A 24,405-nucleotide genomic window follows, 5' to 3' on the forward strand; every position below is an offset into this window, starting at 1 on the left:
TCATTGCCAAGATTTGGCAAGGCGTGGCAACATGGCAGCGATCGGACAGCGCGCCGCCCCGAACCGACGAAGCTCGTCACCCCCGACCCGGCCCTGCCCGACACAGCGAGAGCCGCACCCCGGCCGCGACGGCGATGGGAAGATCATGAGAAAATTCTGGTTGTACACCGGAGCGACGGCCATCTCCATGGCCGGAAACACGTTCCTGTACCTGGCCGTGCCGTGGGCACTGCTCGAACACACCGGATCCGGCCTGCTCGCGGTCACGAGCATGGCCGCTCAGACCGCACCGTTCCTGCTCGCCCCGCTCCTCGGCGCGTTCATCGACCGGCACGACCGGCGCACCCTGTTCATCGCCGGCGAGATCGTCCAGTGCGCCGCCGTCGCGATGATCCCGCTGCTGCTCATGCTCCACCAGGTCGCCCTGGTCTTCGTCATGCTCGCCGTCATGGGCCTGGCCAAGGTCGTCTCCGACGTCGCCGGCGACTACGGCCTGATCCCCGCCCTCGTTCCTCGCGAGCGGCTCGACCAGGCCGCCAGCTGGTTCAACTCCGCGCAGCTCGTCGCCCGGTTCGCCGGCCCGGCACTGGCCGGCCTGACGATCGCCGCCGCCGGTGTCACCTGGGCCCTCATCATCGACGCCGGCAGCTTCCTCGTCACCGCCGTCGCCGCCCTGTTCCTGCCCAGGGTGCGCACCGCCATCGAACAACACGGCCCCACCATGCGCGAACAGATCCGCGCCGGGATCGCCTACTTCCGGGCCCGCCCCGACCTGCGCCGGCTCACCGCCGCGGTGGCGCTCTACAACCTCGGCGCCGGCGCCGTCGAGCCCACCATCCTCACCATCGGCACCGACCACTGGAACTGGTCCCCCGGCGCCCTCGGCATCGCCGTCTCCTTCGGCGCCGTCGCCGCCGCCGTCGGCTCCTGGGTCAGCCCCCTCGCACCCCACGGCCCGCACCGCCGCCACCTGCGCGTGGGCGTGTGGCTCGGCGTCGCGGCCCTCGGCTCACTCGGCCTGCTGTTCGTCGCGCCCATCCTCGTCATCATCGCGTTCTGCCTGCTCTGCTTCGGTGAGGGCGGCGTCAACGCGACGACCATGGCCTACCGTCAGGCCGAGATCCCCGCCGAACTCTCCGGCCGGGTCAACGCCGTCATCCGCACGTTCATCACCGGCACCGTGCCGCTGTCGTCGCTCCTGCTCGGTCTCACCGTCGGCTTCACCGGCTCCTTCCTCGTCTTCCTCCCCGCTGCCGTCACCGCCGTGCTCGCCGTCGTCATCTGGACCACGTCGCCCACCCGCGCCAGCAGCGCGCCGGATCCGGCGCCCACACCCGGGCCCGTCCCCACCGAGACCCCGGCCATGGCGCACGCCGTGCCGCAGGAAGCGGCGCGGTGACCATGGCCGGCGTGCTGCTCGTCAACTCCAACTGCCGCACCGGGGCCCGGCTCCTGCAGGACCGCCCCGACGTCCGGCTCTCCGTCATCACCATCGAGAAGTACCGGCACTTCTACGACCCCGGCACCGACGTCGAACTCGTCGACTCGGTCGCCGACCTCACCGGCGTGCGGCTCGCCGCGCTGCGGATCCGCGAGCGGCACCCGTTCGACTGGGTGGTCGCGCCCTCCGAGTGGAGCGTCCAGGCCGGCGGCTACCTCCGCTCGTACCTGGGCCTGCCCGGCCCCGGATACGAAGTCGCCAACGCGTTCTCGAACAAGTTCGTGATGAAGCAGAAACTGGCGGCGGCCGGCCTGCCCGTCACCGCCTTCCGACGCCTGGAGGCCCTCGGCGACACGGTCGAGGCCGCCCGCCACCTCGGCTGGCCCGTCGTCGTCAAACGGGTCTGCGGCGGCGGCGCCGGATACGTCGTCGTCGTCCGCGACGCCGACCACCTGCGGGAGGTCTTCGCCGAGGACAGCCGCGCCGCCATGCGCACCGCGCCGTTCCCGCTCATGGCCGAGCGCATGGTCGACATCGAAGCCGAATACCACTGCGACGGTGTCGTCGTCGACGGACAGGTCAGGTTCGCGGCGGTGTCCCGCTACTTCGCCCCCGTCCTCGACAGCGTCGGCGGCGTCATCGGCTCGTACACGCTGCCCGACCGCGACCCCGAGGCGCGCCTCATCGCCGACCTGCACACCCAGGTCGTCGACGCCCTCGGGCTGCACGACGGCGTCACCCACCTCGAGGTCCTCAAGAGCCCGAGCGAGTACCTCATCGGCGAGATCGCCTGCCGTCCCGGCGGCGGCGGCATCACCGCCCAGATCCGCCACCAGTACGGCGTGGACCTATGGGACACCTTCCTCGACCTCGCCACCGGCATCGGTGTCGACGTGGCCCGGGCGCCCCGCGACGATCACATGATCCAGTACATGCTGCCCCGGCCCGCCGGGACGGTCACCGCCATCACCAGCCGCGACGAACTCCTTCGCCTCGACTGCGTCGTCGACGCCAGCATCACCACCCACGTCGGCGACACCGTCCGCGGCCCGGTCGACTCCTCCACCTACGCCGGCGTCGTCGTCATGCGTGCCGCCACCGCCGGGGACATCGACCGCAGCATCGCCGCCGTCGACGCCGCCTTCCACATCGACGTCACCGACCCCGCCCGCACCACCGTCCCGGCCGGCGGCGGGCCCACGACCTGACCGGCGGACGCCGGTCCGGGCACCCGCCGCCGCCGGAGCGACCTACCGCGGTACGGCGCGGAACCACGCCTCCCGGTCGCCCGGATCGGGTCCGCGCCGGGGCGCCGTCGGTGACTCCTCGGCCGTGACCGGCGCGTAGTGGTCGAAGGTGGTGCTCAGGACGGCCTCGCCACCGGTGAGGTCGGGCAGCGCGGCGACGACCTGTGGCACCCGCGCGGACGGCAGGGTGCCGCTCACCTCCAGGTACCCGCCGGCCAGTGTGGTGTCGTGGACGACCGCGCCCAACCGGCCCAGCAGCGCCATCACCGTCTCCACGGCACGCTGCGGAAGGTTGACGTCGAACCGCTCGACCGGCTGGCACACCCGGGTACCCGCCCGTCGCAACGCCGCGGCGACCACGACCGGGGCGAGGTTGCGGAAGTCCGCCGCCACGCTCGACATGGACTTGGCGAACTTCTGGTGCGAACTGCTCTGTCGCGGCCAGTACCGGGAGGCGGTCATGGTGACCGTGCAGTCGGTGACCGGCCAGCCGTACCGGCCCTGCCGGAGGGCGGCCCGCACGCCCTCCTCGGTGGCGGCGACGAACGCCGGTGGCAGTCGGCCGGGCTCGACACCCGGCCGGAACTCGATGCCGTGCCCGACCGGGGCCGCCTCGATCCGCAGACCCAACCCGGCCAGGTAGGGATTGCCGCGCTCGTTCGCCCGTTCCTCGGCGGTTCCGGTGCCGGCGACCCGTTCGATGCAGGCCGTCGACGTGCCGGAGAACCGCACCCGGACGCCGTAGCGGTCCGCCATGAGGGCGGCCAGCACCTCCTTCTGCACCTCGCCGTGCAGGCGGATTACCGCCTCCGCCTCCCGCTCGTCCAGCCGCAGGTCGACCAGCGGGTCCTCGTCGGCCAGCTCGGCCAGACCGGCGAACATCGCCAGGCGCTGCTCCGGGTCGACCGGCTCGACGACGGCCTGTCTGGTCGGGGGTGGGAACCGGTAGACGTGTCGCCGCGGCGGGTCCCCGATGTGCTGGCCGATCCGGGCCGACACGCCGCGCACCGCGGCGATCTGTCCGGCGGAGACCGAGGGACGCACCAGGACGCCGTCGGGCTCGATGACGGCGATCTGGGTCACCGTCTGCGGGCGGCTTCCGGCCAGCTGCACCCGATCCCGCACCTGCAGCCGCCCGGACCACAACCGCAGCCAGGCCCGCCGGCCGTGCCCGTCCCGATCCACGGCGAAGACGGTGCCCGCCAGCGGGCCGTCCCGCTCGGCGCCGCGCGGCAGCAGGTCGGCGAGGAGGTGACACAGCTGCCGTACGCCGGCTCCGGTGATCGCCGAGCCGCACGCCACCGGGGTGAGCTCGGCGCGGCGGACCCCGCTCCGGATCGCCCGCCGGACGTCGCGGACGCGCACCGGCTCGTTCGCCAGCCACCGCGCCGCCACCGGGTCGTCGACCTCCGCCACCGCCTCGACCACCGGCTCGGCGTCGAGGCCCACGGCCCGCACCCGGGCCTCGGCACCACCCTGGCCGGCGACCGCGGTGAGCAGGACCGGACGTGCCCCGAGCCGCTGGCGCACCTGGCCCACCACCCGGTCGACGTCGGCGCCGCGGCGGTCCACCTTGTTGAGGAACACCACCGTCGGCACACCGATGCGGCGCAGCGCCCGCCAGATGGCGACGGTCTGCGGCTGGACACCCTCCACACTCGACACCACGAGCACGGCGGCGTCCAGCACGGCCAGCGAACGCTCGACCTCCGCGATGAAGTCGGGGTGACCGGGGGTGTCCAGCAGGTTGATACGCAGATCACCGATCGTGATGGACGTGACGGCCGCCCGGATGGTGATGCCGCGCCGGCGCTCCAACTCCATCGAGTCGGTCCGCGTCGTGCCGGCGTCGACGCTGCCCGGCCGGGACACGGCGCCGGCCTCGTAGAGCAGGCGTTCGGTCAGGCTGGTCTTGCCGGCGTCAACATGGGCGACGATTCCGAGGTTCACCAGGGCCAAGGCAGGACTCCACGGTCAGACGGTCAGGGGTCCGGAGCGTGGAAGCTGCTCGCACTGTCACTCCTCGTCGTGGTCGTCGTGGCCGAACTCGCGGCCCGCCCGGTACGGCGGCGAGCAGTCTCCAGGTTGGCACGACCGGCCCGCCGCCGCCACCGGAATCGGTCCCCGGGTCCACCCCAGCCGGCCCGACCCCGGATCATCGCGCGGCGGCCACCCGGAGCGTGCGCCGCGCCGTCCTGAGCTCCCCCGCGCTGGGCCAGGGGTAGATGGTGACGCGGTTGCCGAGCGCCGCCAGTCGGGCGGCGGCGCCGGGCCGGTCACCGGCGAGCCGCAGGACGTACGAGAAGCTGCACTCCGCCTGGACCCAACCGTGCACCGGCCGGTAGTCCGGGTGCCCGACCGAACGGGCCACGGCGCCGCGGATCTCGTGGAGCACGGCCGGCGACCGCAGGTGCGCGATGCCCGACTCGTACGCGAACTCCAGGTGGGCGTCGGCGACGGCCGCCGCGTTGAGCGATCCGGGCGGCGCCGTCTTGGCGCAGTGCCGGGCGAAGCCGAGCAACCGGTCCAGCGAGCCGCCCCACTTCGGACACAGCTGCTGGACGTGGGTGAGCTGGGCGAAGAACGGATCCGGCCGGGCCTTCGCGGCGCGCTCGTACCGACGGTTCGCCTCCGCCTGCCCCATCTCGAGACCCCGGGCGGTGCGCAGCCGCGCCGTCCACGCGGCGATGTTGCCCGGCTCTTCCGCGGTCACCTCGCCGAGCACCCGCTCGGCCTCGTGCAGGATCTGGTGGAAGGACGCGAACTGGCCGCGGCTGGTGTAGCGGGCGCGCGCCGACCCCCGGGCCTGCCACGCCATCCACACCAGCCGGGCGCCGAGCAGCGTTCCGGCCAGGGTGGACTCGGCCGGTCCGCCTCCCGCCACGCGCAGGAACGTCTCCACGCCCCTCGTCTCGGCGACCATCGCGGTGGCGACCGTCGGGTCGTCGTGCTCCGGCAACCGGTCGAAGAAGGCGACGACGGCCGGCCAGTCCCTGGCGCGCAGCGCCCGCCGCAGCGGCGCCAGATCGGCGTAGTGGTCGACGAGGTCGTAGCTCGGCACCCCGAGCAGGGAGGGGATCTTGGGGAGACGCACGCTGGAGAGCATAGGAGCAGGAGGCCCACTGTCGGCTACCCCGATCGGGCCGAGACGGCAACCGCAGCCGGTTCGCCGATCCGCCACAGGACGTTCGTGGACGGTGGAGCGGCGGGTCGCGGCCGGCCGTACCGTCGCCGTCGGCCCGTTCCGGCGGGCACGTGGTAGGTCACACCGCTGACGTAGACCCCGGCGCTACCGGCAGAACAGGATTCCGGTGGCCACGCCGACGCCCAGCGGTGCGATCAGGGCGGCGGAGGCGAGCACGACGCGGGCGAGCAGGTTGCGACGGTGCGGGTGGCGTCCCTGGAGGCGTTGCAGGCGGACGGCCACGTCGGCCCCGGCCATCGACAGCGTGGACAACGGGTGCGGCGCGCCGGCGAAGGTCAGCAGCGCGTCGCGTACCGCGGTTTCGCCGCATTCTCGGACCGCTGCGGCGTCGGCGCGCAGTTCGACGAGCAGACGCACGGCCGAGGGCGCCTGCCGGGTCAGCGGCAGCCACGGTACGGCTGCCGCGAGCCCTTCCACGGCGGCGACGAGGAGATGATGGCGCTCGCGCAGGTGGGCGCGTTCGTGACTGAGCACCGCGGCGAGCTGGTCCGCCGGGAGGTCACCGGCGGCACTGGCCAGGACAGTCAGCCCGCGGGTTCCGCCGATGCTGTAGGCCATCGGGGTCGGGTGCGGAATCCACAGTACCGCCGCCGCACCGGACTCCGCCGGCCCGCCGGCGAGCGTGAGCAGGTCCGCGTGGGCCCGCCGCGCGTGGTGGGCGCGGCGGGCCCGGCGGGCGCACGTCGCCGTGAACCGGGTGAGCACGGCCAGCAGGATCAGGGCTCCGACCGCTCCGGCGATCTCGTCGGCGGCGGGTCGCCGGTCGGGTCGCGCCCAGTGCCAGCACAGGCGGGCGAGGTCGTGCAGCGCCCACTGCCGGGCACTGTCCGGTGCGAGGAGCATCGCGATGGTCAAAACGAAGGTGGCGATCACGGCGGCGAGCAGACCGAACCAGCCGAGCAGCATCGCGAACGGGTCGGCGACGTGGCGGAAGCACAGCCGCAACGCGGCCGGGCCCCACCAGGCGACGACCGTCGCCCCGGTGGCGAGGGCGAGCGCGAGGCTCACGCGTCGGACTCCCGCTCGTCGATGACCCGACGCAGGATGTGCAGCTCGTGGTCGGAGGCGGACCGGGCGAAGTGCAGGAGCACCAGGTCGGGGTGGGCGCTCGTCTCGATGACCCGACGCACGGTGCGCGCGGTGATCTCCTCGCGGGTGCCGGCGGCACGGTAGCGGTAGGCCTTGCCGTCCTTGTCCCGTACGACCCAGCCCTTGCGGTGCAGGTTGTCCAGCACGGTGAGCACGGTGGTGTAGGCCAGGGCCCGGTCGGCGGTCACCGCGTCGAGGACGTCGCGCACGAGCAGGGGGTTGGCGGCACGCCAGAGGACGTCCATCACGGCCGATTCGAGTTTGCCCAGTTCCGCCACGTGATCCCCTTCCGTGTGCGTCAGGGTACGTGAGCGACAGGGCGGCTTCCCACCCGCAGACGGCCGGTCCCGACAACGGACGCCGGGACCGGCCGGGCCTGCCGTCTACAGCCGGTCGAGGATCCTCTGCAGGATCTGCACCTCGCTGGCCTGATCCGCGGCGATCCTCGCGGCGAGCGCCTTGGCCTCGGGATTGCTGCCCTCGGCCTGCTCGGTCCTGGCCATGTCGATGGCGCCGTTGTGGTGGGCGATCATCATCTGGGCGAACATCCTGTCGAACGCGGCGCCCTTGGCGGCGGCGAGGTCCGTCATCTGCTGCTCGGACATCATGCCGGGCATGCCCGCGTCCATACCGGGCATGTCGCGCCCGGGGCTGGCGGACATGCCGGGCATGTCATGGCCGGGCGTGGCGCTCATGCCGGGCATGCTGTGGTCGCTCGGCAGGTCCGTGGGCCTGCCCCAGGCCGTGAGCCACCCCTTCATGGTCGTGATCTCCGGGTCCTGCGCCGCCTTGATCTTGGCAGCCAGGTCCTTCAGTTCGGGGTCGCTCGCGCGGGTCGGAGCCAGATCGGCCACGGCGACCGCCTGCTGGTGGTGCGGAATCATCATCTGGGCGAACATCACGTCCGCGTCGTTCGCGCTGGCGTCGGCCGAGGACGACGCGCTCGGCGTCGAGCCGCCGGTGCCGTGGGCCATGCCGCCGGTGTCGTCCGCGCCGCCGCATGCGGCGGTGGCGAGCAGGGCGGTCAGAGCGACGCCCGCGAGGGCGGCGCGGCGCAGGATGGTGGGCTTCATCAGGTACGTGGTCCTTGTCGTGAGGTGTGCCGGAACAGGGCCGTCGGGTCCGGGTGAGGTCCCGGACCGGGGTCTGCTCACGTGCGCAGGACCGTTCCGGCTCGCAGTCGCAGCCCGATGGGCCGGCGGGGCGGACCCCGGTCCGGGCGAATGTCCCGGGAGCGGAGGCCAAGCGGCGCGCCGGAGATCCGGCGGCGGTGCCGCAGCAGGGACAGGGCGCCGAGCACCATGGCGCCACCCAGCACCGCGAGGCACACGGTGAACGCGTGCATCCCGTCGTGGTGCCCGGGCGAGCCGTCGGCGGCGGGTGCGGTGACGCTCGCGTGAACGGTGCTCGCGTGCCCGGCGTGGAGGGCCCCGGCCCCGGCCTCGGCCGGGTGGCCGAGGGTGTGCATGCCGAACACGCCGAGCGTCACGGCGACGAGCAGCGCCAGCCGCAGCAGCGGATGGGGCCCACGCGCCGGCCGACGCGTCAGTCGACGCGTCGACGAAGCGAAGGGTCGTGGCGGGCCTGGGCGGTCCACCCGCGGCTGTCGCATGTCACCCCCGCACGTTCGGCCGACCGTGTGGCGTCTGGCGGCAGAGGTCGTCCGCACCGACTCGCACTTCTACTACAGGTCTATAGTAGATGAGATATCACGGCTGACAGACGTGGGTACGACGAACGCCCGGATCTGGCCGCGGTGCGCTCCGTCAGTCGGACGAGGGGGTGAGGCGTACGCGGCGCAGCAGTTGCGCGTTGAGCGCCACGACGATGGTGGAGGCGGACATCAGCACCGCGCCGACGGCGGGGCTCAGGGTGAGGCCCGCCCAGGCCAGCACACCGGCGGCCAGCGGGATGGCCACGACGTTGTAGCCGGCGGCCCAGGCGAGGTTCTGCACCATCTTGCGGTAGGAGGCACGGGAGAGCCGGATCACGCCGGTGACCCCGCGCGGGTCGGACGAGGCCAGGACCACCCCGGCGGACTCGATGGCCACGTCGGTGCCGGCGCCGATGGCGATGCCGACGTCGGCGCGGGCCAGGGCGGGGGCGTCGTTGACCCCGTCGCCGACCATGGCCACCCGCAACCCCTGTGCCCGTAGCTCGGCCACCGCACGGTCCTTGTCGGCGGGGAGAACCTCCGCGAACACCTCGTCCACGCCGGGCCGGAAGCCCAGGTCGGCGGCGACCGCCTCGGCGACCGGACGGGCGTCTCCGGTGATCATGGCGATCTTCCGGACGCCCTGCTCGCGCAGCTCCGTGATGGCCTGGCGGGCCTCCGGGCGCACCTCGTCCTCGAGCGCGAACGCGCCGACCGGTTCGGGGCGGCCGTCGGCGGGCAGCCGTACGAGGTGCAGGACCGCGGCGCCCCGCGCCGACCAGCGGGCGCTGGCGGCGTCGAGCTCGGCGGGCACGGTGGCGTCGAGTTCCCGCAGCAGGGCGGGGCCGCCGACGGCGTAGGGGGTGCCGTCGACGACGGCCCGCACGCCCCGACCGGTCAGGGACCGGAAGTCGCGGGCCGGGGGCGTCGGTCCGCGGTCGTGCGCGGCGGCGGTCAGGGCGCGCGCGAGGGGATGCTCGCTGTCGGCCTCGACGGCGCCGGCGATACGCAGGACGTCGTCCTCGGCGTGTCCGGCGGTGGCGGCGACGGCGGTGAGGGTGTGTGCGCCCCGGGTGAGGGTGCCGGTCTTGTCGAACAGCACCGCGTCCACGCCCCGCATGCGTTCGAGGGCGGTCCGGTCCTTGACCAGGATGCCGGCTCTGGCGGAGACGGCCGTCGACAGCGCGATCACCAGCGGGATGGCCAGCCCGAGGGCGTGCGGGCAGGCGATGACCAGGACGGTGACGGTCCGGACCACGGCCTGGTCGAGGTCGCCGAGCGCCCACCAGGTGCCGAAGGTGATCAGCGCCGCGGCGGTGGCGAGGTAGAACAGCCAGGCGGCGAAGCGGTCGGCGAGCACCTGCGCCCGGCCGGCGGAGCTCTGGGCCTCGGCGACGAGCCGGCCGATGCCCGCGAGGGCGGTGTCCTCGCCGACGGCGTCGACGCGTACCCGCAGGGTGGAGTCGGTGGCCACGGTGCCGGCGACCACCCGGTCCCCGGCGGCGCGGGGCACCGGCCGGGACTCCCCCGTGATCATCGACTCGTCCAGCACGGCGGCGCCGTCGACGATCCGCCCGTCGGCCGGCACCCGGCCACCGGAGCGCACCAGCACCACGTCGCCGACCCGCAGGTCGCCGACCGGGACCGGGTGGGCGCGACCGGAGTCGTCGAGGCGTTCGGCGTCGTCGGGCAGCAACGCGGCGAGCGCGGCCAGCGCGCCCTGGGCCTGACCGATGGCCTTCATCTCCTGCCAGTGGCCCAGCAACATGATGGTCACCAGCGCCGCCAGCTCCCACCAGAAGTCGAGGCTGAACCCACCGAGGCTGGTGGCCAGGGACGCGACGTAGGCGACGGTGATCGCCATCGAGATCAGCAGCATCATGCCGGGCGCCCGGTCGCGGACCTCGCGCACACCACCGACCAGGAACGGCCAGCCGCCGTAGCCGAACACCACCGTGCCGAGCACCGGCCCGACCCAGGTCACGCCGGGGAGGTCCAGCCGGTAGCCGAACCAGTCCATGACCATGTGGCTGGTGGCCACGATCGGCACGGTCAGCGCGAGGCTCAGCCAGAACCTGCGCCGGAACTGCTCCGGGTCGTGACCGGCGTGCTTGTCGTGCCCGCCGCCGTGGGCGGCGTGGCCGCCGTGCTGGTGCCGCCCGTGGTCGGCGTCGTGACGTGTCATCGGGTCCACCTCCGCACCGAACCTATACCCCTAGGGGGTATTACGGCAACCATCGACTCCGACCGGGGATGTTCGGCGGTCACGGATACCCCGCACCGGTACCGGCGTCGCCCGGCGCCCGGCCGCCGGAGCAGGACTACCCGGCACGAGGGACGAGACACGACGGACCAAGGGTCGAACTTTCCGTGCCCGGCGTCCCTGCACACGCGCCTCGGTCAGACGGGAAACCCCGGAGCTACGCGCCGACCCGGTCGGATCAGCGCCGGGCCGGGGGGCAGTTCGCGCTGGTGAGCCGCACCGTGTACGCGCGGTCGTCGGAGGTGATCCCGGACGGCACGCCGTCGAAGTGGGTCTCCACCTTCTCCCAGCCCCGACGCTGCTCGTAGTGCAGGTGCGGCGCGCCGGAGTTCCCGGTACTGCCGACCCGTCCGAGCTGGTCGCCCCGGGCCACCCGCTGGCCGGCCCGCACCGACGGCGGTTCGAGCAGGTGCAGGTACTGCGTCTCCCACCGTCCACCATGATCGATCTTGACCCAGTAACCGCCGCCCCGCCCCTTCGGCCCGTCCGGGTCCTGCGGGGTACGACCGCCCAGGGAGCCGTTGATCCCCGCCACGGTGACCGTGCCGGCGGCGGACGCCAGCACCGGGCGGCCCCACGCCTCACCCGTGGTCGGGAACAGGTCGACGTCGTAGTCGTCGTGCCCGGGATAGGTGGACAACCGCCACGTCTCGCCGCAGGCCACCGGAAGGTGGAAGGCCGGCCGTGGACCCGGCCGCAGCAGTGGCACCACGACCACCGCGGCGGCGACCAGCGCCGCGAGCACGCCGACGACCGACGCGACGCGGACCGCGCGGCGGCGCGGGCGGGAGTCGTACGGTCGCTCGGCGGTCATCACGGCGAGCATGTCACGCGCGGGCCCGGTCGTCGCCGCTCCCCCACCCGCCGTTGCGGCCGGCCGACCGATCTCGGGCCGGGCCGCCGTCCGACGCCGGCGTCACCGCGGCGGTGACGCCGGCGTCGTCCGCCCGGCTAGGGGGTGACCACCCGGCCGCCGAACGTCACGACCAGGCGGCCGTCGGCCGCGAAGGACCAGCCCAGGGCTCCGGTGTACGAGGAGCACCGGGATCCGTTGGTGCCGGACCAGAACTGGTTCGAGCTGTCGGAGTTGCCGACGATCCGGTCGTTCGAGCCGCCGTCGCAGGAGGTGTTGTTCCGGAACACCGAGGAGCCGCCGTCGAAGGTGAAGTTGCGCTCGGTGTTGTCGATGCTGGCGTTGTTCGACACCGTCATCGAGCCGAGGTTGCGGTTGTAGGTGAACCCGTGCTGGCCGTTGCGGTAGGCGATGTTGCCCCGGACGGTGTGGTTCACCCCGATGTCCTCGCCGCCGAGCTTGAAGCCGTTGCGGTCGCCGTTGCCGGCCTGGCCGCCGTTGCTCAGGGTGCCGTTGTCGTAGGCGAGGGAGGACTCGATGGTCACCGGGCCGATCGCCCCGGTGTCGTTCTTGGTGTAGAGGTCGTAGCCGTCGTCGATGTTGTGGTGGGACACGGTGTAGCGGAAGACGTTCCCCGGGCCGACGGTGAGCTTCGGGGCGAACCCGTCGGCGTCCTCACCGTCGGAGTCGACGTTGTCGTGCGACTCGGTGCTGACGACGAGGTTGTTCGAGGGCCACTGGTCGCGGGGGGCATTGGCCACCAGTCGGGACAGTTGCAGCCCCGAGTCCCGGTTGTGGCGGGTCACCACCCGCTCGATGATGTTGTTGTTTCCGGCGAGCAGGATGCCGTTGTCCCCGGCCCGTTCGACGACGAGGCCGCGGATGTGCCAGTACGACCCGCCGATCTGCAGGCCGCGGTTCGCCGGGTCCTCGCTCTGGGCCGAGAAGTTCAGGACCGGGGTCTCACCGGGGTAGGCGAAGATGTTCTTGCGCGCGCTCGACGTGCCGTTGTTGCCCTGGCCGATGGTGACGGTCTGCGCGTAGCGGTAGGTGCCCCCGCGCAGCCAGATCGTGCCGCCGGCGGTGATCCGGCCGATCGCGGAGGTGAGCGTCGTCGGGTTCGCCTGCGTGCCGGCCGCGCCGTCGGTGCCGGTCGGCGCCACGTACAGCACGCCGCCCGACGGTGGCGGCGTGCTCGGCGGCGGGGTGGTCGGCCCGCCGGTGGGCGGCGGGGTGCTCGGCGGCGGGGTGGTCGCCCCGGGGGCGTACGTCTCGAACTCGGCGACCCTCGGCGTCCCCGTCGCGCTGGTGATCTCGAAGTTGATCTTTCGGAGCGAGGTGGCGGCGAACGTGACGACCCCCGCTCCGGCGCCACTGGCCAGGACGGCCCCGGTGTCGTTGTTGACGATCCGCCACGAGCCGATCACCCCGACCGCGCCGGCCGCCTCCCGGACGGCGACCGAGGCCACCGTGGTGGCGGAGCCCCACTTGACCGAGATGCGCCCGGTCGTGCCGACCGGCGACCAGTAGGTGCCCAGGTCGCCGTCCACCACATTGCCGTAACTGGTGCCGGCAGCCTTGCTGGAGCCGTCGGCGCCGGCTCCGATACTGAGATTCGCAGCATTGGCGATGATCGATGTTGAATTCGCCGCGTCGAGCGCGCCCGACGCGTACGTCATCGGCAGCACCGCGGCGACCGCGGCGGTGGCCGCGGCGGCGGTGAAGCCGGCAAGAAATCTGTGTCGCACTACGCTTCTCACTACGTCTCCTCGGGAGTCGACACGGCCCGGACCTGCGCACAGTCCGGCGCCGCGCATGGCTTCGCGCGCGCACCCTCGGCCCTGGTCGAGAACCGAAACATCGATGAAACACAGGCTAAGAAAGCGCTTACCGTCAAGGCAACAGTTGAGATGTGCAGGTTTGTTGCACCGCAATCCACCCGTGGTTCGACTTCCGCCGCTCGGCGAGCTTTCCGGAGCAGCAGGCCGGCGTTAGCGCCGCCACCAGGCGGGTAGGCGACGACCCCGCAGAGTGGCAGCGAGGAGGCACGGGTGACGTCGATCGACGCCTTCTTCGACCGTCTGCGCCGCGACGGCGCGGACGACCGTCTCGTCCGGGTCAGCGGCAGCGTGCGGTTCGACATCAGGGGAGAGCGGGGCCTGCGCCACTGGCGGCTCGACATCGACCGCGGGCGGCTGCGGGTCACCGAGGACGACGGCCCCGCCTCGGCAGTGATCAGGATGTCCGAGCAGACGGCCGAGGCGCTGGTGGCAGGCGAGATGAACGGACTGGCGGCGATCAACCGGGGGGAGATCATGGTCGACGGGGATCTCGCGCTGGCGCTGCGGCTCGGGCGACTGCTACCCGCGCCGGCGGCGAACGGCCGGCACGGTGGAGGCGGCGCGTGAGGGACGTGCCCGGCACGGTGTCGTGCATCGACGGCAACACCTTCGTCGTGTCCGACAGCAGTGGGGACATCGAGGCGTCGTCGGCCGCGCCGGTGGGATTGTTCGCCGCCGACACGCGGTACCTGTCGCGCTGGGTGCTCACCGTCGACGGCGAGCGGATGACCGCCCTCTCCGTGGACGACAGCCAGTACTTCGAGGTGGCGTTCTTCCTCGTACCCGGCGGCCGGATGGACTACGTCGAGGCCGACGTGTCCGCGATCCGACGACGCCGCATCGGCGCCGACCTCGTGGAGGTCGTCACCGTCTTCAACTACGGCGAGTCTGATCTGGACCTGTCCGTACGTCTCGAGGTGGACGCCGACTTCGCCGACATCTTCGAGATCAAGTTCGACGTCGGCACGAAGGTGGGCGAGCGCTACGCCCACGCCGCGCCGGACGAGCTGCGGCTGGGCTACCGTCGGGGCACCTTCCAGCGGGAGATCGTCCTCACGGCCAGTGAACCGGCGACCTTCACACCGGAACACCTCCACTTCCCGATCCGGCTGGCCGCCGGATCCAGTTGGACCGTCGAGATACGGGCCGAGATGAGGGCGCTGCGGCCCGACGGCGTCGACCTGCGGTCCGGGCCCCGGGCCCTCCGGCCCGACGCGTCCACCCTGCCGGACAGCGCACGGGCCTGGGTGTCGGCGGCGCCGACGCTGGACACCGACAGCCCGGTGCTGCGACAGGTCTACGAGCGCAGCCTGGTGGACCTGGCCGCGTTGCGGTTCGCGCCGCTCTCGCTCGGCGGCGCCACCGTGCCCGCCGCCGGGCTGCCCTGGTTCATGACCCTCTTCGGCCGGGACAGTCTGCTGACCTGCCTCCAGACGCTACCGTTCACGCCGTCCCTGGCACCGACGACCCTGCGGATCCTCGCCTCGCTGCAAGGGGCGCGCACCGACGACGTGCTGGAGGAGGATCCCGGTCGGATCCTGCACGAACTGCGGTACGGCGAGTCCGCGGCCTTCGAGGAACAACCGCACTCGCCGTACTACGGGACCGTGGACGCCACCCCGCTCTTCCTGGTCCTGCTCGACGAGTACGAGCGGTGGAGCGGTGACGCGGCCCTGGTGTGCGAGCTGGAACAGGAGGCGCGCGCCGCCCTCGACTGGCTCGACCACCACGCCGACCTGACCGGCACCGGCTACGTCTCGTACGAACGCCGCAACCGGTCCACCGGCCTGGACAACCAGTGCTGGAAGGACTCCTGGGACAGCATCTCCTACGCCGACGGCCGGCTGCCGGGCTTCCCCAGAGCGACCTGTGAGACCCAGGGCTACGCCTACGACGCCAAGATCCGCACAGCCCGGCTGGCGCGCACCTTCTGGGGCGACCCGGCCCTGGCCGAGCGCCTGGAGGGCGAGGCGGCGGAGTTGTACGACCGGTTCAACCGGGACTTCTGGTTGGCCGATCGCGGCTACTACGCGCTCGCGCTCGACGGCGACGGCACTCCGGTGGACAGCCTGTCCTCCAACATCGGGCACCTCCTGTGGAGCGGCATCGTCCCACCGGAGCGCGCCGGACGCGTCGCCGAACACCTGATGAGTCCGGCGCTGTTCTCCGGCTGGGGCGTCCGTACGCTGGCCGAGGGGCAGCGCCGCTACAACCCGCTCGGCTACCACACCGGCACCGTCTGGCCCTTCGACAACTCCTTCATCGCCTGGGGCCTGCGCCGCTACGGCCTGACCGACGAGGCGGGGCGCATCGCCGAGGGCATCATCCAGGCGGCGGGCTACTTCGAGGGCCGGCTGCCCGAGGCGTTCGGCGGTTTCGACCGCCGGACCACCCGGTACCCGGTCCGCTACCCGACCGCCGGCAGTCCGCAGGCCTGGTCCAGCGGCGCGTCGCTGCTCCTCATCCGGACGATGCTCGGTCTGGAGCCGCACGAGGATCACCTCGCCACCACTCCGGCGCTCCCGCCCGCCTTCGAACGGATCACCCTGCTCGACATTCCCGGCCGCTGGGGCCGGCTCGACGCGTTCGCGCGCCACCGGCCGGATCGTGCCGAGTCGTGACCGGGCAGCGCCGGCCCGGAACCTTCAGACGTCGCGTCGCGTTCTAGCCCAGACTCAGGTTGTGCTGCTCGAGCGCGTGCTGGATGGTCCGTAGCGCCTTCGGGCCCATGCCGTGCAGCGTGGCCAACTCCGCGCGCGGCACCCCGGCGAGCTCACGCAGGGCCGTGTAGCCGGCGTCGTGCAACGCGCGCGTCGCCGGCGCACCGATCTTCGGCAGCGTGTCCAGGGGAGAACTCACGCTCTCCATCATGGCCGACGAGGAGGTCACGTACGCGTTCCTGATTCAGTCGTCCGGCGAACCCGGGCTGACCAGGCCCGTCTCGTAGGCGACCACGACGGCCTGGACCCGGTCGCGCAGACCGAGCTTGGCGAGGATCCGGGCGACGTGGGTCTTCACGGTCGCCTCGGACAGGTGCAGCGCGCCCGCGAGTTCGGCGTTGCTCAGACCACCGGCGAGCAGGCGCAGGACCTCCGTCTCGCGGGGGGTCAGCGTGGCCAGATCACGGTGCACGGTCACCGTGTGCGGATCCGGGCGGGCGAAGCGGCGCACCAGGCGGCGGGTGATGGCGGGCGCGAGCAGCGCGTCACCGTCCTGCACCATCCGTACGGCCGCGACCAGGTGCTCCGGCGTCACGTCCTTGAGCAGGAATCCGCTGGCGCCGGCCGCGAGCGCGGCGTAGACGTACTGGTCCAGGTCGAAGGTGGTGAGGATGATGATCCTCGGCGCCGCGGCGGCCCCGGTGAGGATGCGGCGGGTGGCCTCCAGACCGTCGACCTCCGGCATGCGCACGTCCATCAGCACGACGTCGGGCCGGGTCCGCCGGACCGCGTCCACCGCCTCCGCGCCGGTTGCCGCCTCGGCCACCACGTCCACCCCGCCGGCGGCGAGGATCATCCGGAACCCGGTGCGCACCAGCGCCTGGTCGTCGGCGACCACCACCCGCACCGTCATGTCGCCTCCCACGGGATCAGGGCCTCGACGTGGTAACCGGCGCCCGGCCGGGCCCCGGAGCGCAGCGTCCCGCCGTAGACGGCGAGCCGCTCCCGCAGCCCGATCAGGCCACGCCCACCCGTCGGGCCGGTCACGGCCGGGATGTCGGGCTCGGTGTTGCCGACCTCGATCCGCAGGGTCTGCGGCGCGTACTCGACGACGACCGTGCCGGCGGCGCCGGGCGCGTGCCGGACCATGTTGGTCAACGCCTCCTGCACCACCCGGTAGGCCGTCAACCCGACGCCGGAGGTGACCGGTCGTCGCTGGCCGGAAATGGTCAGGCGCACCGGCACACCGGCGTCACGCACGCGTTCGATCAGTTCGGGCAGCCCTTCGATCCCGGGCTGGGGGTCCTCCGGATCGCCCGGTTCGGGCTGGGCCAGCAGGCCCATCACGTGCCGCAGCTCGGTCAGCGCGGACCGGCCGGTCGACTCGACGGCGAGCAGCGCCTCCCGCGCCTGATCCGGTGCGGCGGCGAGCACCGTCCGGGCTGCGCCGGCCTGGATGACCATCACGCTCACATGATGGGTCACGACGTCGTGCAGTTCGCGGGCGATGCGGGCCCGCTCACCGGCCACCGCGTCGCGCAACGCCTCCTCGTGGGCGCGGGCCTCGGCGGTGAGCCGCTGCTGGTCCTCACCCGCGCGGCGTCGCCACACGTGGTGACCACCGGCGGCGGCCACCAGCGGGGCCAGCAGGACGAACGGCAGACGGTCCGCCGGCACCGGGACGAGCATCAGCTCCCGCAGGCCCATGGCGAGCAGCGCGGCCACCGGGACCGACGCCAACGCCGGCAGCCGGTACGGGCTGTGCGCCGCCGCGCTGTAGACGGCGACAAGGCAGGTCAGCACCACACACGGGAACAGGTTCGGCTGCCGGGTCCCGTCCGTCGCCAGCACCAGTGACGCGGCGGCCATCGTCGCCCAGAGCACCGCGAGCGGATACCGGCGACGCAGCACCAGCGGCGCACACATGACGAAGACCAGCAGCAGCGCCCCGAGACTCGATCCGGGCTCCGCCGGCCGCACCTCCGGCAGCGTCCCCAGCGGCGGCAACGGCGGCGGCAGCGGCGGCGGAACGCCGGCGTCGTCCGTGGCGGCCTGGAAGCACACGAGCCCGAGCACCGCCGCCAGCGCGGCGTCGAGCAGCAGCGCCCGCCAACCCGGCCTCGGCAGCGGTCCCGTCGCCACGATGCCCCTCACACGCGACATTCTCGCCGCCGCGTGCCGTTTCCGGCATCAGCCACGGTGTGCAGGGCGACTACATCGCAGGGATGACCCGGGGCGAAGATCCCACCCCGACGGTACGGCCGATGCGTCGCCGGACCGATGCCCGAGCCTCGGACCCGCCCCTAACGTCACGACGTCCGTACGACCGGCCTGACCCGAGGGGCGACACATGAGCGAACCGGTGATCCAGCTGCGCGGGGTGACCCGCCGCTACGGCGAGGGCCCGCCGGCGCTGCGGGACGTGTCGCTGACCGTCCACCCCGGCGAGTCCGTCGCCGTGCTCGGACCGTCCGGCAGCGGGAAGTCGACGCTGCTCAACCTGCTCGCCGGGCTGGACCGGCCGGACGCGGGCACGGTGGCCGTCGCCGGCACGCGACTGGAGAGCCTCGGCGAGGCCGCCACGGCCCGTTTCCGGCGCGCACACGTGGGCCTGGTCTTCCAGTTCTTCAACCTGCTCGACGACCTGACCGTCCTGGACAACGTGCTGCTGCCCGCCCAGCTGGCCGGCGCCCCGGCCCGCGCGTCCCGCGACCACGCGGCCCGCCTGCTGGACTCGCTCGGCATCACCCGGCACGCGCACACGTATCCGGGACGGCTCTCCGGCGGCGAGCGCCAGCGCGTCGCCGTCGCCCGCGCCCTGATCAACCGTCCCGCGCTCCTGCTGGCCGACGAGCCGACCGGCGCGTTGGACACCGCCTCCGGCGAGGACGTGCGGCGCCTGCTCGACGAGCTGCACCACAGCGGCCAGACGATCGTGCTCGTCACCCATGACCTGCGGCTGGCGCAGGCGTGCGCCAGCCGCACCGTCCGGCTGCGCGACGGCCGGGTCGAGGGGGACGCGTGACCGGCCTCGGTCGGGTCGTCCGGTCCGGCCTCCGGCGTCGCCGGGTGCAGACCGCCGTCATCGGGCTCGTCACGGCGGCCGCGGTCACCGCGACGGTGCTCGGCGCCGGGCTGCTGGTCGCGTCGACGGCGCCCTTCGACGACGCGTTCGCGACCCAGCGGGGAGCCCACCTGACCGTGCGGACGAATCCCGGCGCGGTGACGAAGACGCAGCTCGCCGCCTCGGCCTCGGCGCCCGGCGTGGTCGCCGCCGCCGGACCGTACCGGGTGCTGGTGGTCACCTTCACCGATCGCGGCGGGATAGGGCTGCCCCCGCTGACCGTCGTCGCCCGCGCCGACCCGGCCGGCCCGGTCGACCGCGTCGAGCTGGCCGACGGGCGGTGGCCGGCCCGCCCGGACGAGATCGTACTGGCCGGCGGCGCCGTCCGCCTTCCGCCCGGCTCCCGCCTGGCCACGCCCGACGGCGCCGACTTCACCGTGGTCGGTACGGCGCGGTCGGTCAGCGACACCGCCGGCGCCTGGGTCCTGCCGTCCGCCGTCGGCGTGCTCGACGGGCCGGGGACGGCCGGCGGCTACCAGATGCTCTACCGGTTCACCGACGCGCGCACCGCGGCGGAGGTCGGGACCGGCCGCGACGCCGTAGTCGCGACGTTGCCGTCCGACGCGGTCGCCGGCGCCCGGTCCTGGTTGGACGTGCGACAGCAGGCCGTCGAGGACGCGGCCGTCTTCGTGCCGTTCCTCGTCGCGTTCGCGCTGCTCGGCATCGTGATGGCCACGCTGGTGGTCGGCACGGTGGTCGCCGGGACGGTGGGCGCGGCCACCCGCCGCATCGGCATCCTCAAGGCGCTCGGCTGCACGCCCGCCGGCGTCGTCCGCGCCTATGTCGCCCAGGCGCTGGTGCCGGCCACCGTCGGCGCCGTCGCCGGAACCGTCACCGGCAACCTGATCGCGCTGCCGGTGCTGGCCGAGACCGAGCAGCTCTACGGCTCGGCCGACGCCACGATCGCCTGGTGGGTGACCGCCCTGGCCGCCGCCGGGGTGCTGACCGTGGTGGCGGTGACCGCGTGGGCGGGTGCGTTGCGGGCCGGCCGGCTGCGCACCGTCGACGCCATCGCGGTCGGACGGGCGTCCGGCCCCGCACGGGGCCGGTGGGCCTCACGTGTGGCGGCGCGGCTGCCGGTGGCCAGGCCGGTGGGGCTCGGCCTGGCCCGCCCGTTCACCCGACCGGTGGCCACGGTCGCGATCCTGCTGGCCGTCGCGACGGGCACGGCGGCGGTGACGTTCGCGACCGGGCTCGGCGCGTCGCTGCTGCGCATCCAGACCGCCCTCGACCAGAACGTCGCGGACGTCACGGTGGGCGGCGACCGCGCCGCCGGACCCGGCGCCCCGCTCACCGCCGATCCCGCCGCGGTGCTGGCGGCGATCGACGCCCAGCGGGGCACCCGGGCGAGGTACGGCCTCGTCCAGACACCGGGCACGGTGGTGGGCGTCTCCGAGCCGGTCTCCGTCACCGCGATCACCGGGGACGCGACGTGGGACGGCTTCGAGATGGTGTCGGGACGCTGGTTCACCGCGCCCGGCGAGGCCGTCGCCGGCGGTCCCCTGCTGAGGGCGACCGGAGCCCGGATCGGCGACACCGTCACGGTCCACGTCGACGGCGCCCCGGCGCGCCTGCGCATCGTCGGCGAGGTCTTCGAGTCCACCATGGCCGTGATCGCCGACACCGCCGCGATCGCCGGCCGGAAGCCGGCCGAGTACCGGATCGCCCTCACCCCGGGCGCCGACGCCGGCGACTACGCGCAGCGGCTGACCGGCGCACTCGCCGCCCAGGCCCTGACCGCCCAGCCGACCGGCCCGGAGACCGACCCGCTCCTGGTGGTCGTGGAGGGGCTGACCGCGACGCTGACCCTGCTGCTCCTCGCGGTGGCCGCGCTCGGTGTGCTCAACATGCTCGTCCTCGACCTGCGCGACCGGGTCCACGACCTCGGCGTCCACAAGGCACTCGGCATGACGCCGGGCCAGACGATCGCGATGGTGGTCGCGTCCGTCGCCGGGGTGGGGCTGCTCGGCGGGCTGCTCGGCGTACCCGCCGGCATGGCGATGCAACGGCTCGTCGTCCCCGCCATGGCCGCCAGCGGCGGACTGCGCCTGCCGGAGACGCTGCTCGACGTGTACGGGCCGGTCCTCCTGACGGCGTTGGCGTTGGGCGGGCCGGTGACGGCCCTGCTCGGAGCGCTGCTGCCGGCCGGATGGGCGGCCCGGACCCGGACGGCGACGGCGCTGCGCAGCGAGTAGCGGGACCGCCCAGGATCGGGTGGCGCCGCGACGCGGATCAGCCGAGGCCGGGCCAGGCGGCGAGGTAGCCGCCGCCGGCGCCGAGGGACGGACCGGGCCCGCGCCAGAAGCCGGCCCGGTCCACCTGCGCCGCCGCCGCCGCGACGCCGCCGGCCACGGCCACCCCGCGCACGACGCCGGCACCGCCGTCGGTGAACACCACCCAGGTCAGCCGCCGCCGCAGGTCGGCGGAGAGCACCAGCACCCAGGCGTCACCACCGGCGTACGGGGCCAGCCGCCGGCCGCCGAGCGTCACCTGGGCGCGGCCGGCGATCTGGTACGCGGAAACCCCGCCGGCGTAGATCCGACCGGACTCGTCGGCGGTGACCGCGAGCGGCGTGATGGTGTTGCCCCGGTCGCCCTTGCTGTCGATGCGGCTGATCACCGCCTGACCGGCGAGCTGGCGTCCCGAGGCGGGATCGAAGCGCGCGAGGTAGGTGTAGTGCGCGTTCCCGGTGTTGCTGGCCCGGCTGAAGTCGTCGGTGACCACGTTCGGCGCGGGCCGCCCCAGGTCGGCGGCCGAACGCGCGAAGACCGTGTTCCCGCCGTCGGTCTCGCCGGCCACGTACAACCGCCCGTCCCGGCCCATCGCCACGCGGTCGGCGCGGCTGTCCGCGCACAGGTCACCCAGCCGGTCCACGGGATGGTCGTACGCACGCCAACGCAGCGCGCCCCGCCGGTCGTAGGCGTGCACGTACGCGATCTGCACCGGCACGCACCGCGCGCCGCCGGTCTGCCGGAAACCGCTGACGAAGACCAGGCCGCTGCGGTCGTCCACGGCGACGTCGCTGACCGTGCGGCCGCCCAGCGCCATCCGGGCCAGCGTCGCGCCGCCCAGGTCGTACACCGTGACCGTGGAACCACTCAGGGCCGCGACCGTGCCGGCGGATCCGACCGCGACCCGGCTGGTCGGCCCGCCGCGCTGCCAGCGCGCCCGCCCGGCGGCCGCGTCCAGCAGCACGGCGCCGCGGTCGGTCGCCACGGCGATCTCCCCGCCGCCGCGGCGTACCTCCAGGTCCTCGACCGCGCCGGCCAGCCGGACGGTACGCAGCAGCCGGCGACCGGTGCCGTCGAGCAGCAGCAGCGCGCCGGCGCCACCCCGACCGATCGTCGTCGTCGGTCCGCCCGGCAGGCCGGTGAACCGCCCACCGACCACGATCTGGCATGCCGGGGTCACGTCCACCGCGCTCGCCGTGCCGCCGGCGCGCCCCAGGTAGGACCCGGCGGTCGGGCTGAGCCGGTTCGACGACCGGGGCGCCGACCCGGGCCGCGGGCAGTCGACGGGCGCGGGTCCCAGCCCGGCCCGGCCGGCGGACGGGGTCGAGGGTGGGGCGACGCGGTCCGCGCTGACCGTCGTGGGCGCAGCCGCGCCGGGGCGGTCCGGCGGGCCCGCGCCGCACCCGGACGACAGCAGCACCAGGACGACGCCGACCGCCATCCGTCGACGGGACTGGGGGATCGCGCGCACGCCACTTCCTCCATCGGCCGCGGCACCACGTCGGACGCTCCGGCGGCGAGGCGCAGAGTAGCAATCCTCCCAACGGCGGGTCCGGGCCGGCATTCGGCGAGCCTCGTCGCGGTCCGTTCCGCCTCGGGCGAGGGCACCGGCGACGTCGCGAGCGCCTACGGCTTGCGGGCGAGCAGTCCGACGAAGGTGTGGTAGGTGTCGGTCTGCTTCGGCGCGGGCGTGCCCGGATCCGGACGCCACTCGGCCAACGGCACCAGCCCCGGCTCCAGCAGGGTCAACCCGTCGGCGAAGGAGAGGATCTCCTCGTCGGTCCGCCACCGGCCGGTGCCCAGCGACTCGTTGAAGACCCGCTCGACCTCGCGGGCCTTCCGGGAGCCCTCCGGGTCCCGCTCACCCGGATCACGGAAGTGCGAGATCGCCACGTAACTGCCCGACGGCAGCGCGTCGATCAACTCCGCCGACACGGCTCGCGGCTGCTCGTCGTCGCCGAGATGGTGCAGGATCGCGAAGAGCAACAACCCGATCGGCCGGTCGAAGTCGAGGAACCGGCGGACGTCGGGATCGCCGAGGATCTCCTGCGGGCGTCGGATGTCGGCCTGGATCACCGTCGTCGTGCCCTCCGCGGCGAGCAGCGCGCGCCCGTGCGCCAGGACGATCGGGTCGTTGTCCACGTAGACCACGCGGGCGCTCGGGTCGTGCGCGGTGGCGACCTCGTGCACGTTGCCCTGGGTGGGCAGCCCGGACCCGACGTCCAGGAACTGGTCGATGCCGGCCTCGCTGACGAGGAAGCGCACCACGCGGCGCAGGAAGGCCCGGTTGGCCTGACCGGCGGCCGGCCCGTCCGGCGTGATCCGCAGGGCGTGCTCGGCGACCTGCCGGTCGACCTCGAAGTTGTCCTTGCCGCCCAGGAAGTAGTCGTACACCCGGGCCACGCTGGGAACGGTGCGGTCGATTCCGGGGGGTGCGGCCTTGTCGCCGGTCAATGGCCTCTCCATCCGATTCTGGTCAGCGCGCGGGGTGCTGAGGGCGGCTCCGGACTTCGTCCCGGAGTCTAGCGACCGGACGATGTGGATTGTCGCCCCGTTGGTACCGCTCCCAGCGGATCGGCCGCCGCCAGCGGTAGCGGTCGCGCAGCAGGGCGATCTCGGCGCCGTAATGGATCAGCTCCCGGTTGACGTGCGGGACGATGCCCTCCATGGGAAACCGCGCGCCGAGTTCGGTGCGGCCGACGTGTCACGTGGGCGGACGCTCCAGCAGCCGCGCACCGGCTCCCAGAAGTACTCCGCATCGGCAAGACCGTGCAGCCGCGGCCGCAGGTACTTCTGC

The 24,405-nt window shown here is 73.6% G+C and carries 20 protein-coding genes; 6 read left to right on the forward strand and 14 right to left on the reverse strand.

What is annotated here, in order from left to right; genetic code table 11:
• Positions 1 to 145 precede the first annotated feature (145 nt).
• Both GA0070622_RS21170 and GA0070622_RS21175 read left to right on the forward strand, forming a co-directional pair.
• Positions 146 to 1,399: an MFS transporter gene (locus tag GA0070622_RS21170; protein ID WP_176558808.1), complete on the forward strand. Its 1,254-nt coding sequence runs from the start codon at positions 146 to 148 to the stop codon at positions 1,397 to 1,399.
• 2 nt (positions 1,400 to 1,401) lie between these two features.
• A complete protein-coding gene (locus GA0070622_RS21175) occupies positions 1,402 to 2,649 on the forward strand; it encodes an ATP-grasp domain-containing protein (RefSeq protein ID WP_091576589.1) in 1,248 nt (415 codons plus the stop codon).
• 42 nt (positions 2,650 to 2,691) lie between these two features.
• Here the strand turns inward: GA0070622_RS21175 and GA0070622_RS21180 are convergent, their stop codons facing one another.
• The 9 genes from GA0070622_RS21180 to GA0070622_RS21220 all read right to left on the reverse strand — a co-directional run bounded on the left by GA0070622_RS21180 (position 2,692) and on the right by GA0070622_RS21220 (position 13,512).
• Positions 2,692 to 4,638, reverse strand: a complete 1,947-nt coding sequence (locus GA0070622_RS21180; protein WP_245666476.1) for an elongation factor G — start codon at positions 4,636 to 4,638, stop codon at positions 2,692 to 2,694.
• A gap of 205 nt (positions 4,639 to 4,843) precedes the next feature.
• A complete protein-coding gene (locus GA0070622_RS21185; protein WP_141684602.1) occupies positions 4,844 to 5,782 on the reverse strand; it encodes a hypothetical protein in 939 nt (312 codons plus the stop codon).
• Between the two features lie 195 nt (positions 5,783 to 5,977).
• Positions 5,978 to 6,901, reverse strand: a complete 924-nt coding sequence (locus GA0070622_RS21190; RefSeq protein ID WP_091576595.1) for a M56 family metallopeptidase — start codon at positions 6,899 to 6,901, stop codon at positions 5,978 to 5,980.
• Positions 6,898 to 7,260, reverse strand: a complete 363-nt coding sequence (locus GA0070622_RS21195) for a BlaI/MecI/CopY family transcriptional regulator (RefSeq protein ID WP_091576597.1) — start codon at positions 7,258 to 7,260, stop codon at positions 6,898 to 6,900. The genes GA0070622_RS21190 and GA0070622_RS21195 overlap by 4 nt, the downstream gene beginning before the upstream one ends.
• Before the next feature lie 105 nt (positions 7,261 to 7,365).
• Positions 7,366 to 8,055 carry a DUF305 domain-containing protein gene (locus tag GA0070622_RS21200; protein WP_091576600.1) on the reverse strand — a complete coding sequence of 230 codons (690 nt, stop codon included), beginning with the start codon at positions 8,053 to 8,055 and terminating at the stop codon, positions 7,366 to 7,368.
• A gap of 77 nt (positions 8,056 to 8,132) precedes the next feature.
• A complete protein-coding gene (locus GA0070622_RS21205) occupies positions 8,133 to 8,471 on the reverse strand; it encodes a DUF6153 family protein (protein ID WP_245666478.1) in 339 nt (112 codons plus the stop codon).
• Between the two features lie 277 nt (positions 8,472 to 8,748).
• The gene (locus tag GA0070622_RS21210; RefSeq protein WP_091576602.1) at positions 8,749 to 10,821 is read right to left on the reverse strand and encodes a heavy metal translocating P-type ATPase; all 2,073 of its coding nucleotides are present in this window, start codon (positions 10,819 to 10,821) and stop codon (positions 8,749 to 8,751) included.
• A gap of 256 nt (positions 10,822 to 11,077) precedes the next feature.
• Positions 11,078 to 11,713 (reverse strand): M23 family metallopeptidase, encoded by a 636-nt coding sequence (locus tag GA0070622_RS21215; protein ID WP_091577771.1) that lies wholly within the window; start codon positions 11,711 to 11,713, stop codon positions 11,078 to 11,080.
• A gap of 137 nt (positions 11,714 to 11,850) precedes the next feature.
• The gene (locus GA0070622_RS21220) at positions 11,851 to 13,512 is read right to left on the reverse strand and encodes a cellulose-binding protein (RefSeq protein ID WP_245666480.1); all 1,662 of its coding nucleotides are present in this window, start codon (positions 13,510 to 13,512) and stop codon (positions 11,851 to 11,853) included.
• A 291-nt stretch (positions 13,513 to 13,803) separates the two neighbouring features.
• Here GA0070622_RS21220 and GA0070622_RS21225 point away from each other — a divergent pair, with 291 nt between their 5' ends.
• Both GA0070622_RS21225 and GA0070622_RS21230 read left to right on the forward strand, forming a co-directional pair.
• On the forward strand, positions 13,804 to 14,160 hold the full coding sequence (locus tag GA0070622_RS21225) for an SCP2 sterol-binding domain-containing protein (RefSeq protein WP_091576605.1): 357 nt from the start codon (positions 13,804 to 13,806) through the stop codon (positions 14,158 to 14,160).
• A gap of 5 nt (positions 14,161 to 14,165) precedes the next feature.
• Positions 14,166 to 16,214 carry an amylo-alpha-1,6-glucosidase gene (locus GA0070622_RS21230; protein ID WP_091576607.1) on the forward strand — a complete coding sequence of 683 codons (2,049 nt, stop codon included), beginning with the start codon at positions 14,166 to 14,168 and terminating at the stop codon, positions 16,212 to 16,214.
• 43 nt (positions 16,215 to 16,257) lie between these two features.
• On the opposite strand, the gene GA0070622_RS21235 is transcribed toward GA0070622_RS21230, so the two are convergent.
• The 3 genes from GA0070622_RS21235 to GA0070622_RS21245 are packed head-to-tail and all read right to left on the reverse strand — an operon-like array spanning position 16,258 to position 18,416.
• Positions 16,258 to 16,461, reverse strand: a complete 204-nt coding sequence (locus tag GA0070622_RS21235) for a helix-hairpin-helix domain-containing protein (protein WP_245666482.1) — start codon at positions 16,459 to 16,461, stop codon at positions 16,258 to 16,260.
• 36 nt (positions 16,462 to 16,497) lie between these two features.
• The gene (locus GA0070622_RS21240) at positions 16,498 to 17,166 is read right to left on the reverse strand and encodes a response regulator (protein ID WP_091576609.1); all 669 of its coding nucleotides are present in this window, start codon (positions 17,164 to 17,166) and stop codon (positions 16,498 to 16,500) included.
• The gene (locus GA0070622_RS21245; RefSeq protein WP_091576611.1) at positions 17,163 to 18,416 is read right to left on the reverse strand and encodes a sensor histidine kinase; all 1,254 of its coding nucleotides are present in this window, start codon (positions 18,414 to 18,416) and stop codon (positions 17,163 to 17,165) included. Before GA0070622_RS21245 ends, GA0070622_RS21240 begins: the two co-directional genes overlap by 4 nt.
• A gap of 187 nt (positions 18,417 to 18,603) precedes the next feature.
• Between GA0070622_RS21245 and GA0070622_RS21250 the strand changes: the two genes are divergently transcribed.
• A complete protein-coding gene (locus tag GA0070622_RS21250; protein ID WP_091576614.1) occupies positions 18,604 to 19,278 on the forward strand; it encodes an ABC transporter ATP-binding protein in 675 nt (224 codons plus the stop codon).
• Complete coding sequence (locus GA0070622_RS21255) at positions 19,275 to 21,572, forward strand: FtsX-like permease family protein (protein WP_091576617.1); 2,298 nt, start codon at positions 19,275 to 19,277, stop codon at positions 21,570 to 21,572. The genes GA0070622_RS21250 and GA0070622_RS21255 overlap by 4 nt, the downstream gene beginning before the upstream one ends.
• A 37-nt stretch (positions 21,573 to 21,609) precedes the next feature.
• Here the strand turns inward: GA0070622_RS21255 and GA0070622_RS21260 are convergent, their stop codons facing one another.
• Positions 21,610 to 23,079, reverse strand: coding sequence for a hypothetical protein (locus GA0070622_RS21260; protein WP_141684603.1), 1,470 nt, complete (start codon positions 23,077 to 23,079; stop codon positions 21,610 to 21,612).
• 155 nt (positions 23,080 to 23,234) lie between these two features.
• Positions 23,235 to 24,062 carry an SAM-dependent methyltransferase gene (locus GA0070622_RS21265; protein WP_091576623.1) on the reverse strand — a complete coding sequence of 276 codons (828 nt, stop codon included), beginning with the start codon at positions 24,060 to 24,062 and terminating at the stop codon, positions 23,235 to 23,237.
• Positions 24,063 to 24,405 lie beyond the last annotated feature (343 nt).

It is taken from the genome of Micromonospora sediminicola (assembly GCF_900089585.1).
GTDB lineage: Bacteria > Actinomycetota > Actinomycetes > Mycobacteriales > Micromonosporaceae > Micromonospora > Micromonospora sediminicola.

What these genes read in the sequence shown, in the direction of transcription:
- GA0070622_RS21170 (WP_176558808.1), top strand. Translation starts at nt 146, where the DNA reads ATGAGAAAATTCTGGTTGTACACCGGAGCGACGGCCATCTCCATGGCC.
- GA0070622_RS21175 (WP_091576589.1), top strand. Translation starts at nt 1,402, where the DNA reads ATGGCCGGCGTGCTGCTCGTCAACTCCAACTGCCGCACCGGGGCCCGG.
- GA0070622_RS21200 (WP_091576600.1), bottom strand. Translation starts at nt 8,055, where the DNA reads ATGAAGCCCACCATCCTGCGCCGCGCCGCCCTCGCGGGCGTCGCTCTG.
- GA0070622_RS21210 (WP_091576602.1), bottom strand. Translation starts at nt 10,821, where the DNA reads ATGACACGTCACGACGCCGACCACGGGCGGCACCAGCACGGCGGCCAC.
- GA0070622_RS21215 (WP_091577771.1), bottom strand. Translation starts at nt 11,713, where the DNA reads ATGACCGCCGAGCGACCGTACGACTCCCGCCCGCGCCGCCGCGCGGTC.
- GA0070622_RS21235 (WP_245666482.1), bottom strand. Translation starts at nt 16,461, where the DNA reads ATGGAGAGCGTGAGTTCTCCCCTGGACACGCTGCCGAAGATCGGTGCG.
- GA0070622_RS21240 (WP_091576609.1), bottom strand. Translation starts at nt 17,166, where the DNA reads ATGACGGTGCGGGTGGTGGTCGCCGACGACCAGGCGCTGGTGCGCACC.
- GA0070622_RS21245 (WP_091576611.1), bottom strand. Translation starts at nt 18,416, where the DNA reads ATGTCGCGTGTGAGGGGCATCGTGGCGACGGGACCGCTGCCGAGGCCG.
- GA0070622_RS21250 (WP_091576614.1), top strand. Translation starts at nt 18,604, where the DNA reads ATGAGCGAACCGGTGATCCAGCTGCGCGGGGTGACCCGCCGCTACGGC.